Source organism: Campylobacter sp. US50a (assembly GCF_004379015.1).
Classification (GTDB): Bacteria; Campylobacterota; Campylobacteria; order Campylobacterales; family Campylobacteraceae; genus Campylobacter_D; species Campylobacter_D jejuni.
Genome location: NZ_RYYJ01000013.1, coordinates 1 through 15,353, shown reverse-complemented (window position 1 = coordinate 15,353; position 15,353 = coordinate 1). Strand labels below are relative to the sequence as shown.

18 protein-coding genes are annotated in these 15,353 nt (G+C 30.2%); 17 read left to right on the top strand and 1 reads right to left on the bottom strand.

What is annotated here, in order from left to right:
• Nucleotides 1-112 precede the first annotated feature (112 nt).
• The 12 genes from ELQ11_RS08250 to ELQ11_RS08195 all read left to right on the top strand — a co-directional run bounded on the left by ELQ11_RS08250 (nt 113) and on the right by ELQ11_RS08195 (nt 8,841).
• Nucleotides 113-577 (top strand): DUF1804 family protein, encoded by a 465-nt coding sequence (locus tag ELQ11_RS08250; protein ID WP_002865847.1) that lies wholly within the window; start codon nt 113-115, stop codon nt 575-577.
• Nucleotides 574-1,206, top strand: a complete 633-nt coding sequence (locus ELQ11_RS08245; protein ID WP_134225243.1) for a phage baseplate assembly protein V — start codon at nt 574-576, stop codon at nt 1,204-1,206. Before ELQ11_RS08250 ends, ELQ11_RS08245 begins: the two co-directional genes overlap by 4 nt.
• Nucleotides 1,203-1,493 carry a GPW/gp25 family protein gene (locus ELQ11_RS08240; RefSeq protein ID WP_020836806.1) on the top strand — a complete coding sequence of 97 codons (291 nt, stop codon included), beginning with the start codon at nt 1,203-1,205 and terminating at the stop codon, nt 1,491-1,493. Before ELQ11_RS08245 ends, ELQ11_RS08240 begins: the two co-directional genes overlap by 4 nt.
• Nucleotides 1,490-2,656 (top strand): baseplate J/gp47 family protein, encoded by a 1,167-nt coding sequence (locus tag ELQ11_RS08235; RefSeq protein WP_126231537.1) that lies wholly within the window; start codon nt 1,490-1,492, stop codon nt 2,654-2,656. Before ELQ11_RS08240 ends, ELQ11_RS08235 begins: the two co-directional genes overlap by 4 nt.
• 121 nt (nt 2,657-2,777) lie before the next feature.
• Nucleotides 2,778-3,398: a phage tail protein I gene (locus tag ELQ11_RS08230; RefSeq protein ID WP_134225242.1), complete on the top strand. Its 621-nt coding sequence runs from the start codon at nt 2,778-2,780 to the stop codon at nt 3,396-3,398.
• A 131-nt stretch (nt 3,399-3,529) separates the two neighbouring features.
• Nucleotides 3,530-4,594 (top strand): phage tail protein, encoded by a 1,065-nt coding sequence (locus ELQ11_RS08225; RefSeq protein ID WP_134225241.1) that lies wholly within the window; start codon nt 3,530-3,532, stop codon nt 4,592-4,594.
• Nucleotides 4,591-5,097, top strand: coding sequence for a DUF4376 domain-containing protein (locus tag ELQ11_RS08220; protein ID WP_002924980.1), 507 nt, complete (start codon nt 4,591-4,593; stop codon nt 5,095-5,097). The genes ELQ11_RS08225 and ELQ11_RS08220 overlap by 4 nt, the downstream gene beginning before the upstream one ends.
• On the top strand, nt 5,094-5,465 hold the full coding sequence (locus ELQ11_RS08215) for a DUF1353 domain-containing protein (RefSeq protein WP_002938257.1): 372 nt from the start codon (nt 5,094-5,096) through the stop codon (nt 5,463-5,465). Before ELQ11_RS08220 ends, ELQ11_RS08215 begins: the two co-directional genes overlap by 4 nt.
• 156 nt (nt 5,466-5,621) lie before the next feature.
• Nucleotides 5,622-6,599, top strand: coding sequence for a hypothetical protein (locus tag ELQ11_RS08210; protein WP_126231542.1), 978 nt, complete (start codon nt 5,622-5,624; stop codon nt 6,597-6,599).
• A 142-nt stretch (nt 6,600-6,741) separates the two neighbouring features.
• A complete protein-coding gene (locus ELQ11_RS08205) occupies nt 6,742-7,932 on the top strand; it encodes a phage tail sheath family protein (protein ID WP_134225240.1) in 1,191 nt (396 codons plus the stop codon).
• 146 nt (nt 7,933-8,078) lie between these two features.
• Nucleotides 8,079-8,594, top strand: a complete 516-nt coding sequence (locus ELQ11_RS08200) for a phage major tail tube protein (RefSeq protein ID WP_002865794.1) — start codon at nt 8,079-8,081, stop codon at nt 8,592-8,594.
• Nucleotides 8,595-8,604: 10 nt separating this feature from the next.
• Entirely contained in the window at nt 8,605-8,841 is a 237-nt protein-coding gene (locus ELQ11_RS08195; protein ID WP_002789979.1) for a phage tail assembly protein, read from the top strand.
• Between the two features lie 107 nt (nt 8,842-8,948).
• On the opposite strand, the gene ELQ11_RS08190 is transcribed toward ELQ11_RS08195, so the two are convergent.
• Entirely contained in the window at nt 8,949-9,179 is a 231-nt protein-coding gene (locus ELQ11_RS08190; RefSeq protein ID WP_002789978.1) for a hypothetical protein, read from the bottom strand.
• A 29-nt stretch (nt 9,180-9,208) separates the two neighbouring features.
• On the opposite strand from ELQ11_RS08190, the gene ELQ11_RS08185 reads away from it, so the two are divergent.
• The 5 genes from ELQ11_RS08185 (at nt 9,209) to ELQ11_RS08160 (ending at nt 14,839) form a co-directional block, all read left to right on the top strand.
• Nucleotides 9,209-11,173, top strand: coding sequence for a phage tail tape measure protein (locus ELQ11_RS08185; RefSeq protein WP_126231106.1), 1,965 nt, complete (start codon nt 9,209-9,211; stop codon nt 11,171-11,173).
• 1 nt (nt 11,174) lies between these two features.
• Nucleotides 11,175-11,549: a phage tail protein gene (locus tag ELQ11_RS08180; protein WP_002875691.1), complete on the top strand. Its 375-nt coding sequence runs from the start codon at nt 11,175-11,177 to the stop codon at nt 11,547-11,549.
• Entirely contained in the window at nt 11,542-11,733 is a 192-nt protein-coding gene (locus ELQ11_RS08175; RefSeq protein WP_002789964.1) for a tail protein X, read from the top strand. The genes ELQ11_RS08180 and ELQ11_RS08175 overlap by 8 nt, the downstream gene beginning before the upstream one ends.
• On the top strand, nt 11,727-12,695 hold the full coding sequence (locus ELQ11_RS08170; protein ID WP_002870152.1) for a phage tail protein: 969 nt from the start codon (nt 11,727-11,729) through the stop codon (nt 12,693-12,695). The genes ELQ11_RS08175 and ELQ11_RS08170 overlap by 7 nt, the downstream gene beginning before the upstream one ends.
• 236 nt (nt 12,696-12,931) lie before the next feature.
• Nucleotides 12,932-14,839 carry an ATP-binding protein gene (locus tag ELQ11_RS08160; protein WP_134225239.1) on the top strand — a complete coding sequence of 636 codons (1,908 nt, stop codon included), beginning with the start codon at nt 12,932-12,934 and terminating at the stop codon, nt 14,837-14,839.
• The last annotated feature ends 514 nt before the right edge of the window (nt 14,840-15,353 follow it).

Sequence of the window (15,353 nt, the reverse complement as noted above, 5' to 3'; positions counted from 1 at the left end):
CGCATAATCATAAGATAAAAAATGCTTTTAAACCACCTATTTAAAGTATATATAGACTGATTTTAAAAAAATAAAAAAATATAATTTCAAGCAATAATTCTAAAGGAAAAATATGAGCAAAAAAGAACTTGCTAAAAGTCTTTTCATACAAGGAAAAAGTATCAAAGATATATGTGTTTTAACAGGTCTTAGCAGACAGGGTATATACTGTATGAAAAAAGATGATTTTAGCAAGGGTATTGATTGGGAGAGTTTAAAATTAGCCGCTTTAAGAGATGAAAAAGATTTAGAAAATAAAGAAGCTATGTTTTTAAACGCATTGATTGGTGAGTTTGAGAGGTTTTTAGAAAGCGCTAGTAAAAATGAGCTTGATATTGATACTTTAGAAGCTTTAAATAAATACGCTAAAACTTATTGGACTATTAAAGCTCCACAAAAAGTAGATGTTAAGGCTTTAAATTTACAAACTTGTAAAAAAACTATTGATTCTATTATTGAGTTAGCAAGCACCAATGAAGCAGTTTGTGAATGGCTTAGTGATAATAGTGATTTAATTATTTCAAAGGTTTTAAAATGAACGAACTTGGCATCATTTGCGACATTAAAGACAATAAAGCTAAGGTTGCTATTGGAGAAATGGTAACTGATTTTTTAAGTGTTTTTCAAAGTCTAGCTAATTCTTATGCAGTGAGCTTTTCTCCTTTAAGAATAGGAGAGCAAGTATTAGTCATACCTGTGCGTGGGGATTTAAATAGTGGAGTTATTTTGCGTGGGCTTTACCAAGAAAAACATAGAGCAAAAAACACAGATGAAAATACTTTTAATATAGATTTTGAAGATGGAACGCATTTAGAATACAACTCTAAGAGTAGCACTTTAAAACTTGATGTGGTTAAAGATATAAATATCACTTGTGTAGATAAAACCACCCATAACCAAAACAACACCTTAAATACTAAAAATCATACTACAAACGCTAATACCATAACGCTTAACGCTCCAAGTATTAATTTAAATGGTAATACTCAAATTGCAGGAGCAATTTCTACAAGTGGCGAAGGTGGGGCAAGTGGTACTTTTAGCATAAAAGGAAATTTAAACTTAATAGGCAATTTACAAGTTAGTGGAAATATAAGCGATAGCAAAGGTGATTTAACAAGTCATACTCATTCTTGCACAGATGGTGCTACGGCGGTAAGTAGATGAAATATTTAACAAGCATCGAAGAAAGTATCAAAGACATTTTAATCACTCCTTTAGGCTCAAGAGTAATGAGACCTGAATATGGTTCTTTACTTTATACACTCATAGATAGAAAAATCGATGATGATTTTAAGATAAAGCTTACTAGATACACTGCAGAGGCTATTTCAAAGTGGGAAAAAAGAGTAAAGCTAAAAGGTGTGAGACTTAATGAGTGTAAAGACAATAAATTAAGCATTACCTTGCTTTTTGAAAATTATGGGGATTTAACAATGGAGCTAGGCAAATGAGTGAGCTTTTAAGTGCAAATGATAGCTATTTTAAACAAAGCTTTTTAAAGGATATCCCTTATCCACAAATCATAGAAGAGCTTGATTATGAAAAGCTTTTAAAAGCCTATGAAGAACTTTTTAAAAGCTTTTTAAAAGATAATGTAGAGCTTTTAGAATCTGACCCTTTTAAAGCCATTTTAGAAGCTTTAGCTTATAGAGAAATGATAATAAGAGCAAGAATTAATGAGAGTATAAAAGCAACTTATCTTCATTATGCAAAGGGAAGTGATTTAGATAATGTAGTAGCTAATGGCTATTTGATACAAAGGCTTAAAGGGGTTAAGCCCACAGCTAAAGTAGAGTTTGAATTAAATACCTTACTTACTTATGATGTCATCATCCCAAAAGGTGCAATTTTTTCAAATGAAAAAGCAGACCTTGCCACTTTAAAAGAAGAAGTGGTGATTAAAAAAGGGCAAAGTAAAGCACAAGGTATTTTGGAGCTTGATGAATTTATTCAAAGCAAAGAAAGTAAAACCGAGTTTTTACAAACCCCACTGCCTTTTGTGGCTAAGATTAAACAACTAGAATTTTTCAAAGATGGAGCCAGTGAGGAAAGCGATGAAGCCTTAAGAGAAAGGGCTGTAATGAGTGTACATCGTTTTTCAACCGCAGGAAGTGAAAAAGGCTATATCTATCACGCTTTAAGCGCAAGTGCAAAAGTCGCTTCCATAAAAGCTTTAAACAATGGAGCAGGAAAAGTAAGAGTTATCATTAAAAGTGAAGATGAATTAAGCGTTGATGTGGTTAAAGAGTATTTAAGTGCGGATGATCGAAGACCTTTAACTGATGAAGTAAATGTAGAATTAGCTAAAAAAAGAGAGTTTATTGTAGATGCCAAACTTTTACTTTTAGAATTAAGCCGTGCTAATGAAATAAGTGAAAAGATTAATGCTTTGCAAAAGGACTTTGATTTAAGTGTGGATTTAGCACTAGGATTTATTTATAAATGTCTTCATCAAGACGGAGTTTATAAAAGCGAAATTTTAAGCATTAAAGAAAAAATTATAAATGAAGAAGAGCAAGAATTAAAAGACTTGCCCTTAGAAAATATATTAATAGCTGATGATGAGTTTGCAACCCTTAGCTTTTTACTTAGCTATGAAAAGGCGGTGCTATGAAGGGGCATTGCGTAGCAATGGGTGGGGAAGCCTTTCTCAAAGAGAGTGCAAAGCACAAGAGTAAAAGCGACTTTGGGCGAACTTCGTTTGCACAAAGTGATAGCATAAAAAAGGCGGTGCTATGAATACACTAATACTAAACCACCATCCAAAACAAAGCAAAGCCATTGATTTAAGTGCTAAAACAAGATTTGAAGATTTAAATTTAGCTAGTATCACAAATCTAGCTCTAAATTGCGATGAAAAATTATTGCCAATTTTAGCCAATGCTTATGATGTAAGTATTGATGGTTTAAATGAAAAAGAATCAAGAAAGCTTATATCTAAAGCCTTGCTTTTAGATAGATACAACGGCACAACTTGGGCTATAAAAGAAGCTTTAAGAGCCGTATTTCCTACTGCAGTGGTTAAAGAGTGGTTTAATTATGGTGGAAAGCCTTATTTTTTTAAAGTTAAAGTAAGCACAACTAATGTTAGCTTTGATGAAAGAACGCTTAATACTTTAGAAAGACTAATTAAAGACTTTAAAAATGTTAGAAGCGTTTTAGAAGCAATTGAAATAGAGATTGAAAGTAAAAATGATAGTTTTAATGCTAATGCACAAATAAGTGGAGAAACTATAGAAATCTTACCTTTTCAAACCACGCAAATTGAAAACAATCAGAAACCAAGTTTAAATGCAATGGGTGTTTTTATTTGTGAAATAACAAGAACTAATATTGATTTTAAAGGAGTGTATTAGATGATTTTAAATGTTTTTGGGGCAAACACGCAGTGTTTGGGTCGGGAAGCCTTTAGAGGGGTCAAGGGGATAAAATCCCTTGTCGCAAGGGCGAATTCATTTCAACCGCGAAGTCAAAAAGGAGTGTATTAATGGCAAAAAGTGAATACTATACCATACTAACAAAAATTGGCATTGCTAAATTTATTGCCGCAAGGGCAAGTGGAAATGGTATCAATTTAAAAAGCTTTAAATTAAGTTCAAAAGTTATTTTACCCAGTGAAGAAATGCAAAGCTTAGAAGAGATTGTTTATGAAGCTAATATTAGTAACAAAAGCGTGGATGAAAGCAATCCAAACTATGTGAATTTAATGTGTCATGTGCCAAGTGATGTAGGGGGATTTGAAGTTAATGCAGTAGGCATTTATGATGAAGAAGGAGATTTATTAGCTGTTGGTAATACCCCAAGAACCTATAAACCATTACTAGAACAAGGTAGTGCGAAAGAATTAATGCTTAAAATTGTCATGGAGCTTTCTAATGCAGAGGAAGTTATTTTAAAACTAGATCCTAGTGTGATTATGGCAAGTCGTGATTATGTGGATGCTATTAAAATTGAGCTTGAACTCAAAATTGAAACCTTGAAAGAAGAATTAAAAGCTTTGATTAACACCAAGGAAGACAAGGGTGTAGCGGCTAATTTGGATAAAGCTTTAAAAACAGAATTAACAAAGCTCATCAATAAAAAGGAAAATACAGGAACTGCCGCTTCTTTAGATGCACAATTAAGAGATGAATTAATAGCTTTAATCAATAAAAAAGAAAACATAGGCGTAGCAAAACAATTAGTGGATGTTTTAAAAGAAAAAATTCCTAGTCTAGCTTTATTGAATAATATAGAATTATTATCATTGATAGGTTTTGGTGTTTATCTTGATGGAGATCCTTTAACTAAGGCTCATGATATGAGAAGCAGAGTCAATTATACAAATACAACAGGGCTTACAATTCCTGTTACTATACATACTATACTATTGAGGGTGGAAGCAGATGTAGATGTGATTGTAAACAATAAAAAAATTACTACACTTAGACCAAATTCTCAAATTACATTAATATTAAAACCTAATGATATTTACTCAATTTTTACTTTAGCTAACCCAACAAATGTGTTGGTAAAAGCACATCTTTTAAATCTTAATAGGAGCCATATATGAAATATTTTATAGACAAAAACGATAATAATCAAATTTATGCTTATGAGGATGAAGTATCAGATGAGCAAATTAAAACAGGTTTAACACCTATTAGCGAAGAAGAATTTAACTCTTTAATAAATCCTCCTAAAAGCGAAGAAGAGCTTTTAAACGAGGCAAAAGAGTTAAAAATCAACGAGATTAATACAAAAAAAGAAAATATTTTAAATGGTGGATTTTCTTTTAAAGGTAAAATCTATCAAAGTTCTAATGAAGATCAGTTAAGAATTAATGGAGCAGTAACCAATGCTCTTGTTAATCCTAATTTAATTCCTTATATTGATTGGATTGCACTTGATAATTCAACTACAAGATTTAGCGTAGATGAGTTTAAACTCTTCGCAAGTAGCATGGCTTATTTTGTGCAAGAAACTATTTTTAAAGCAAGTGCTTTAAAAGAAAAAGCTAGAAATGCACAAAGCAAAGAAGAACTTGATTTAATTGTATGGGAGAGTGAAAAATGACTAAAACAGAATTAAAAAGGGTTTGTGTAAAGCCCTATGATAAAGATAGATTTGAAGTGATTAGTGATTATGCTTTTTCTTTGCCAAATTATAAAGGCATTGTACCACAAGGTTTTAAAACAGATGGGGCAAGTATCCCACGCCTTTTTTGGTCTTTGTTTCCACCTTTTAAAAGTGAGTATTTTAGTGCTTGTGTGGTACATGATTTTTTATGCGAAAAAGCAAATTCAAGAACTGATTATAGGACAGCTGATTTAGCGTTAAAAGAAGCTATGACTTTGCTTGGATGTTCAAGACTTAAAATCTTTGTATTTTATCATTCTTGCAATCTTTATCATGCAATAAAATGCTTGATAAAAGGAAAATAAAAAAAAGGTGAGCTACCCACGCAGCGGGACGGGGCTTTCTCAAAGAGAGTGCAAAGCACAAGAGTAAAAGCGACTTTGGGCGGATTTTATTCGCACAAAGTGAAAGCATAAAAAGGATAAATTGATTTCATCCGCGAAATTTAAAAAGGAGTTAAAATGAAAGATTATGGAATTTCTTTTATTCCAGATATTAATCAAGGCTTAATAGAGCCAAGTGAACCTATAGTTAGTGATAAGCTTAATGAAAAAAGAGTAAATGAATTAATTGATAAAAAACTCGAAGGGATTAAAGGTATAAAGGGCGAAAAAGGAGATAAGGGGGATAAAGGAGATAAAGGCGAAGATGCAAACTCTAATTTAAAAGAATTACAAATCCTTGATGGTAAAAAATTAAGGGTTGAGTTTAGCACCAAACAAACAAGCTCAGCCTATCCTTTAAAAACCTTAACCCTTTCAAGACTTGGTATAAAATTAGCAGGAGATAATGAGTTTTTAAAGATTAATGCTTTAGAGTTTATTGACAATTCTAACAATAATCTTTTGCTAGGCAATATAGAAAATGAAACTTTAAATAAAGCTTCAAAAGAACACGCCACTACTTTACCTGCTGAGTTTAGTTTAGAGAATGCTAATACTGAAGGTTTAGACTCATATGCAAAAGTAAAAATCACTTCAAATGGAGCTTATGAATTTGGCAATCGTTACACTCCATATTACGCTTTTAGAGAATATGATGAAAAAAATATTAGCGTGTTTTTAGCTAATGATGGATTAGAAAATCCTTTTTATACTATAGAATGCAAACTCTCTAAACCTATAAAAGAGTTTAAATTCACTCCTTGGGGATATGGCGTGGGTGGAAACTTCTTTAGTGAAAATCTAAATATTAAAATTTTTATAGATGACATTCTTTTTAAAGAGTTTAATTCTTTAAATCCAAATAGTAAAGAAATCGATACAGATTTTATTATTAATTTCAATATAAAAGGAGATAAGCTTATTTATGATGAGTTTAAAGATGGGGTTGATGAGAGATTTAGGATAGTAGAGAATGAACTTAAAGGCTTAGGCTCTACATTTACAAAAGCAAGTGCATTAAGTGAAGTTAAAAGCAAAAGAGTTAAAAAAACATAAATTAAAGTAAGCTACTTAGGACAGGATAAAAGGTTTGGCTTTTGGGGCAAACACGCAGTGTTTGGGCGGGGAAGCCTTTAGCATTTGGTTCTTTAGGCGAACTTGTTCGCTGTTAAAAGAACATAAGAAAGGAAAATGAATAATGGCAGCAAATTATGGAGTTAATTTTAATATCAGTAATGGTGCAGCAAGTCCTATTAAAGTGCAAAGTGATACGCCTATTGGTATTGCTGGGGCTATAAAAGGTGCAAGTAAAGAAATGATTTACACAAAGGCTGGTTATGAAAGCGTGGATAGCTTTCCAATTTTTGCCTTTTCAAATGTAAGCAAAGCAAAAGAATTTGTAAACGATTTAATCAAAGAAAATAACTTACAAGATTTTAGACTTTTAGATACTTTAGAATGTATCAATTTACAAAATGTTTCTAATGTCATAATTATCAGCTTTTTTGAAGAAAGCGAGGAAAGTGAAAACACTTTAACCCATATTGTTAATGCCATAGAAGCTTTTAAAAAAGCAAAGCATAAAACAGGCTTTAGTCCTGATTTAATCATTGCTCCTTATTACTCACATGAAGCAGGAGTAAAGGCTAAGCTTGAAAGTGTGGCAAGTTCTATGAATATCACAGCTATAATAGATTTATACGCTACAAATGTTGGTGAAGCTATTAATACAATGGAGGCTTTTAGCTCTAAAAGATTAATTGCCACTTGGCCACAGGTTCAAATCCTAAATACAAGGGGATCTTATGCTTATGTTCCACAAAGTCCATTTATTGCAGGGCTTATAGCCCATACAGATGGGGATAAAGAATATGGCTTTAGTGATTCTTACTCAAATAGAGTGATGAATGGGGTTACTGGCACAGAACATTTTATAGAGTTTATCAATGGCTTTGATTGTGATGCAGAAAGATTAAGAAATGCTCACATTTCAACTTGTATTTTAGGTGAAGGTTATCGCTCTTGGGGTGGGGAAACTAGCCATGAAGATACGATTTGGCAAGATTTAGCTCGTGTAAGAACTTTTGATCGTATAGCCCTAGCAGGACAAAAAGCAGCTTTTAAAGCTATTGATAAAAAAGCAAGTGAATTATATTTTATAAAAATCAGCATTGAAGAATTGCTAAGAGATTTAAAAGGAGCTAAGGTTTTAATTGGCTATGAGGTAAGCTGGGATGAAGAAAGAAACACAGATGCCAATGTGAGTGCTGGTAAGTTTTATCTAAATATAAAAATGATGAATAATCCAATCGTTAAGCAAATCACTTTAGAGTTTATCTACTCTGATGAATGGGCAAGTGATTTGATTAAAACTATTAGTGCAGAGTAAAAGGTGGCTTTTGGGGCTTTCTCACAGAGAGTGCAAAGCACAAGCTTAAAGAGAGTGTAAAGCACAAGAGAGGGGTCAAGGGGATGAAATCCCTTGTTGTAAGGTGGAATTTACTTCCACCGCGAAGTTAAAAGAAGGAGAATAACATGTTTAATAAAGTACCTCAAGTAATTGAACAAGCAAATTGTTTTATAGATGGGTATGGTTATGCTGGGGTAGCAAGAGATATTACTTTGCCTATTATAGAACAAGAAGTATTAGAAAGCAAAGGAGCGCTGAGTGCAAATTATGGCACGGGTGTATTTAAAGCAATGGAATGCTCTTTTAAAATTAGCGAGATGGGAGAACAAGCTTTTGAAGCTTTTGGAGTAAATACTTTTTCTAAAACAAAAATCCCACTTGTTTTTAAAGCAAGTATTCATCAAAGCGGATCAGGAAAACAAGTGCCTTTTGTAGTGGAGTTAAATGGAGAATTTACATCTATGACTCCCCCTTCTATTGTAGCAGGTGGCGAATTTACAAGTGAAATAAAAATCAATGTGCATTTTATAAAAATCACAATGGATGGCAAAAGACTATTTTTAGCTGATATAAAAAATCTTATTCTAGAATTTAATGGCATTGATAAAATGGCAAAAGTAAAAGCAAATTTAAGTCTATAAGGAGAAAATTATGTCAAAAATAATCAAATTATCAAATGGAAATGAAGTTAAATTTAATCCCCCAACAGCTGGGATGTTGCGTCGTTCTATGGATATGCAAAAAGGCGAAGGTTCGAGAGCTTTTTATATGATAGGAGAATGTACTAATATGAGTTTAGAAGAGCTTGATAATTTAAGTCTTGAAGACATTACTCTTTTAAGCAATGAATTAAACAATTACCAAACTCCCAGTGGGAGCACTGAATAATGAAGCTATTGCGTTAATAGCTCATTATTTGCATTTTTCTTATAGTGAAATTATGAGTTTAAACATAAAAGATTATCTTGAATTTTTAGATATCAGTTTAAAAATCGCTAAGAGTGTTTAAGCTTAAAAAAACAATAGATAAAGGTTACAATATAAAGTATTAAAGAAAAAAGCACAAAAAATGAAGTGATATTAACAAAACCTGCTAAATAATCATCACTTAAAAAAGAAAGCATAAAAGCGACAAAAATACCGAGTGTTAAAAAGGCTTTAAAAACGATTTTAAAGTTTTTTAAAAAGATGATTTTAGCATTAAAAGCATTGTCTATTTTTTTCATAAATAGATTTTACAATAAAAAGGAAAAATATGCAAGATTTAGGACTTAGCTTTGGTATATCTTTAGCCTTTAAAGGCTTTAAAGAATTTGCTAAAAACACTGAAGCTTTAAAAAAGTTTAGTGCTAATTTGGATCAAAGCAATAAAAGTGTAAAAGCCTTAAATAAAAGTATTGATGCATTAGAAAAATCCAAGGCAAAGATTAAAGCAATAGGTGAAGAATTTAGTGCTTTAAAAGGTGAGCTTATGGCTAAAGGCGCAAGTGCTTTAGCTATCGGTGTGCCTGTAAAAATCAGTGCTAATCTTGAAGATGATATGAATAATATAAACGCCTTTTTAAATACAAATAATGAAAGTTTAAATCTTTTACGAAAAAACTTTTTAAAACTAAGTTCTAATATAGGAATGAATGTTAATGAGCTTACTAAATTGGGTGAAGCAGGAGCAAGGCTTGGGATAAAAAGCGAAAGTGAGCTTTTAAAATTTAGCGAACTTGGTGCTAAGTATAGCAAAGTCTTTAAATTAAATAATGAAGAAAGTATTAATTTCATGAGTAAGCTTTCTAATATTTATAAATTAAATACCAAAGATATGCAAAATCTTGGAGATAAGATAATTGGTGTAGCTAAAGCAAGCAATGTAAGTGCTTCAAGTGTTGCTAAGATAATGAATGAAGTAGGAGGCGATGCAAAGCTTATTGGTATGAGTGCAGAGGGTGCGGCAGCTTTAAGTGCTGCTTTTGCAAGTGCGACTAAAGATGAAGGCGAAGCGATTGGAACTTTTAAAGCAATGACTAGCGTTATGAGTAATTTAAATAATGCAAGTGATGATATGAAAACCAAGTTTTTAAGCTTGGGGCTTAGTACAGAACAACTAAGTGCTTATTTTAAACAAGATGCAAGTGGTGCGGTTAAAGTACTTTTAAATCAGATAAAAACCTTACCAAAAGATGAGATGGTCTCTTTTTTAAATTCAGTTTTTGGGACGGGTGCTGCAGGCATGATGCAAAATTTAGTCGACAATACAGATAAGTATGAACAAGCTTTAAAATCTTTAAAAAATACAAAAATGGGTGCTTTAAATAATGAATTTAAAAAGTTAGGAGACTCCACTAACACAAGCTTTGCAAAACTTAGTGTCAGTATGGCAAATCTTAGTGCAAGCATAGGCGAAGCTTTAGCACCTGCTTTAAGCTTTGTCATGGATAGTATCTCATCTTTGATTAACTTTATTAGAGAGATTATTGATGCTTTTCCAAATTTAAGTAAAGTTATAGGTATCTTAGTAGTTTCTTTAACTATAGCTAGTGTGGCCCTTAGTGCTTTAAAAGTAGGATTTTTGGTTGCAAAAATTGCAGGAGCGCAATTTGCTTTTACGCTTAATGCTATAAGAACTGCTTTTAATATATTAAAAATCGCTTTTTTAACCAACCCTATAGGGCTTGTTTTAATGTCAATTGCCGCCATTGCAACGCTTGTTATCATGAACTGGGATAAAGTTAAAACCTTTTTCATTGGATTTATAGATAAAATTAGTTCCGTTTTTAGCGGATTTGGCGAGTTTTTTAGCTCTTTATGGGGTGGTTTATTTAATTGGTTTGCTTCTAAGTTTGAATGGTTAAGCAAAGCATTTGCAAAGATTAAAGATATAGCTAAAAGCGTGGCCTCTTTTTTTGGTTTTAGTGATAATGATAAAAAAGTTGATGGAGAAAAATATCAAAATTTACAAAATGATAATTCTAGAACCCATCATGGCATAGTAAGATCAGGTGCTCCAAAGCATGAAGCAAGACAAGCTGAAATTGCCGCTTTATCCAAAAGAAGTGATATTTCTAAAAAAAATGAAATCAATGTAAATATTAATGGAACTTTTAATATAAGTTCAAATAATGGAGTGTTTGATTTAAAAGCTTTCGCAAAAGAAGTTGAAAATAGTGTTTTAAGTGCATTAAATAAAAATGCAGATAAAAAAGTGCAGACAACAATTTGGGGTTAAAATGATATTTTGTTTAGGTGAGTTTGAGTTTGAAGCTTTAAATGTAGATGAGCTTGAAAAAAATTATGAATACGGCATTAGAAGCATTGAACGTATTAATAATCATAATGCTTTAATCAGCATTGCTAAAGCAAATGAAAGTATTAAAATAAGTGGCAAAACTTTACCGCTTAGTAAAGATAAAAACACTTATTTAGATACTTTAAAGCAAATGGCTTCTCAAAATAAAAGCTATGCAATGTGTAGTGCCAGTGGAGTTTATTTTGGAAAATTTGCGATTTTAAGTATCAGCGAAAAACAAAGTGCTTTTTTAGAAGGCAGTGGCTTTTTAACACAAAGTTTTGAACTTAATTTACAAAGGGATTTTGATGAGTGAGATTTACATTGCAAAAAACAATGAAAGGCTTGATAGTGTGGTTTATAGGCATTATGGAACGCTTTTGTATTTTGATCAAGTTTTATTAGCCAATCCAAAATTAGAGCCTCTTTTAAAAACAGGAGATAAAGTGATTTTGCCTAATATTGAAATTCAAGAAAACAAGGAAGAAACTTTATGGTAAATCATCCTAGTTTTAAGATAAAAGCAAATGATAAAGATATTACACAAAAGATAAGTCTTAATCTTATTAATCTAAGCTTTGATGATAAGGCCAAGGATGAAAGTGATGAGATAAGCATCAGTTTAAATGGACTTTATGCAAGAGCTCCTTTTGGCGATAAGTTAGAACTTTGGCTTGGATTTGATGAAAAACTTTTTAAATGTGGTACTTTTAGCATTAATAGTTTTAGTAAAAATTATAGCTCTAAAACAACAGATATTAAAGCTACTGCGATTAATTTTGCTAGCAATATTAAAAACAAAAAATCAAGGACTTGGGAAAATACCAATCTTGCAGATATTGCTTTAAAAATTGCTGGGGAAAATAATTTAAAAGCAAAAACAAATAATGCAAACAAAGCTTATATCAAACATGAACTTCAAAACAATGTAAGCGATATTGAGTTTATTTATACTCTTTGTGCAAAATATGGCTTTTTAGCTTGTATAAAAGAACAAACTCTTATCATCATAGAGCAAAAAGAGGCAGCACAAGAGGGTGTAAAGGGTGGTGGAAAACAAGAGGGTGGCATTAAATATACTTTAGATATAAGCGAACTTAGTGATTTAAATATCAGCATTAAAAATCGCAATGATTATACAGGCGTTAAACTAACTTACCAAGATATAGAACAAGGCATTGTTAAAAGCGTTTTAAGTGGCAATGATAAGGGTTGTGTTTATGAGCTAAAGATTGCTGGAGTAAAGAATGATAGTGAGGCACTAAACTTGGCAAATGCTAAGCTTAATGCTTTAAATAAAGGCTCTTTTGAAGGAAGTTTTAGCATGATAGGGAAAAATATCAAAGCAGGAGCGAATTTAGAAATAAAAGGCATTGATGAAAAGGTTATTTTTAGTATTAAAGATGTAAAACATGACTTTTCTTTGAGTGGATATACTATAAGTGTTAATTTTGAAGGGTAATAAGGAAGACTAAAGCCTTCCTTTTTCTAAAAACTAGCAAAAGCATTATAGCTTTATTTTTAAAGACTAGCTTTTTAAATTTTATTTTGAAAGAGATTAAAAACAAAAGTTTAAATCTGATAAATTTAGTATATTTACACCAATTATCAATACTATTTTAGAATTTTAAATTGATTTTTTAATATATAAGTTTTATAATCTTACAATTAAAAAACGGATAATTAAAGGATTTTAAAATGAAAAATTGTTTTAGCACAATAGTAACAACAGGAACAATTAAAAGCGATGCTGCTATTTTAAGATTAAATCCAATTAATGAGGCAATTAAAAATGCTATTGATGCAAAAGCAACTAATATTGATATTTATTTTGAAGAGTGTAAAAGAAGTAATAATTTGTTTGGAAAAGGTATTTCTATAACTATTAAAGATAATGGTATTGGTTTTAATTGTTCTGATAAGCAATATATGGAAAATAGATGGACGCATTATAAAGGTAGAGAACACATTAAAAATACTTTAGGAGGCAAAAGTAGAGGTAGATATTCCTATCTTAAGTTTATTGATTTTGAAGATGAGTATCTGAGTAATATTAAGATATATACAAAACACGACAATAAAAATTATAGCGTTATCTTTCAAAGTGAAAATAAGAATATAGGATTTAGCGTCAAAGAAGAACTTGCAAATCACAAAGAAAATTTTACAACAAAATTATATATCGAAAGATTAGGAGATAAATTTATTGATGGCAATACAATAGAACAAATGGTTGAAAAAACAAAAAATGAAATTATAGTTGAATTTTCAGATAAACTTCTTAAGGGTGTTAACTTATATGTAAATAATATAAAAATTAATGCCGAAGAATATATAGAAGAACAACTGGAAAAAGAGTATGAATTAAAAAATGGACAAAAAATCAATGCATATATGGTTGTTTGGAAAAATGAGATTGATTTGGCAATTGATAAAAAGCATGTTTTTTTATTTAATATTGATAATACTTCTCTTGGAAAAATACCCTCTGGTTGTCAAAAATCAATATTTAACTGTCATACTGTTTTTTTAACAAGTAGTTGTTTTGATAAAGATTGTGATTTTATTGAACTTGATCCTAATTACAAAAAAATTATAGAAGAGGCTAAGAGTTTATATAAGCCTGATTTAGAGCAATTATTATCTAGAGTTTGGCTTAAGAATGCAAAATTAATAGCTGATAAATTAACAGAAGAAAACGAATTTTTTAAAAAAGAAACCAATCAAATGATACAAGAAAAAATAAAAGAAGCGTATCAAATTTTATCATTACCACTAACTATTAAGCAATATAATATTAATAGAAAAAATGCATCATATTTTAGTAACTCATTAATAGGATTAATTTCAGATAATTCTTATAATACGCTTGAGAATTTAGATCTTGTTTTTAATTTAGAAAAAGAAGAGCACGAAGTTTTTAATTATATAAGAGAAAATGTTGATCTTCTAAATCTAATAAAAAAATACTATACTTATATATCAAGACTTGATTTTTTACAGCATTTTGAAAATTTGGTATTAAACGAAGGGAAGGCAGAAACAAAGGAAAGAAAGGAGCTACATAAAATTGTAGAAAATAATTTATGGTTGTTTGATGAAGAATATCTAAATCTTGATTTTTTTAGTGATCAATCATTAAAAGGAATTTTTAATGAAATAAAATTACCAATAAATATAGATAGTGAAAATCAATTAAATACAATTCCAGATATTTTTATACCTCGTACTAAAGATAATAAGCTAATACTTATTGAATTAAAATCACCAAAAGTAAAAATAAATTCATCAATACTTACTGATGTGTTTGATAAATATATCACTAAAATTCTTAAATCATTATCAAAGCAAGGAAGTAGTATTGATTATGTGAAGGCTATATGTATTTCATCAGAAAAACAAGAATTCACAGGAAATCTTACTGGAGATGAATATAGCATAGAGTCAATGACTTGGAAAGAGATAATTAGCACAAGAAAAAAAGAACTAAAATATCGTATAAAAGATATTAAAGGTTATTTATCTTTGTCAAAATATAAAGATATTTACGATTTTAAAGAAAAGGAAATAAACAAAGAAAGAGTTGACAATTTAAAAAGAATATAAAAGTTTAAATATTTATATAAGAAAAATATTAAGATGCAAATAAAATATTTTTACATATTTTACACATAAAAAATAGTTTTTTACAATCTCTATAAAAAATTATTATATAGTTTTTACTTTAGAAATCAAAGTGAAAAAACGAGACTTTGATTTTAAGTGTCAAATGACTTTGATTTGAAAAGCGGTTTTATAGTAAAACAAAAATCAATAAATTACAAAATATTTGGAATATATTCTCAGGCAAATTAGAAATAAAATGCAAAAATTGCAAAAGTAAATATGGTGTTTCTAGTAAGATTATAAACTGGATATATGATACTTTTGTATATTTATTGCTTATTCCAGATAGTATGCTTTTAATTATAATATTTTTTGGTGGATATTTTTTTGTCAAATATGGATTATTAGTAGTGCTTTACTTATTAGCAATTATCCTTCTCGCTAGAAAACTAATAAATATTGTTTTACTTCTTCTTTGCAAATTAAAAAGGCTAGAAAATGACAAATAAAGGAT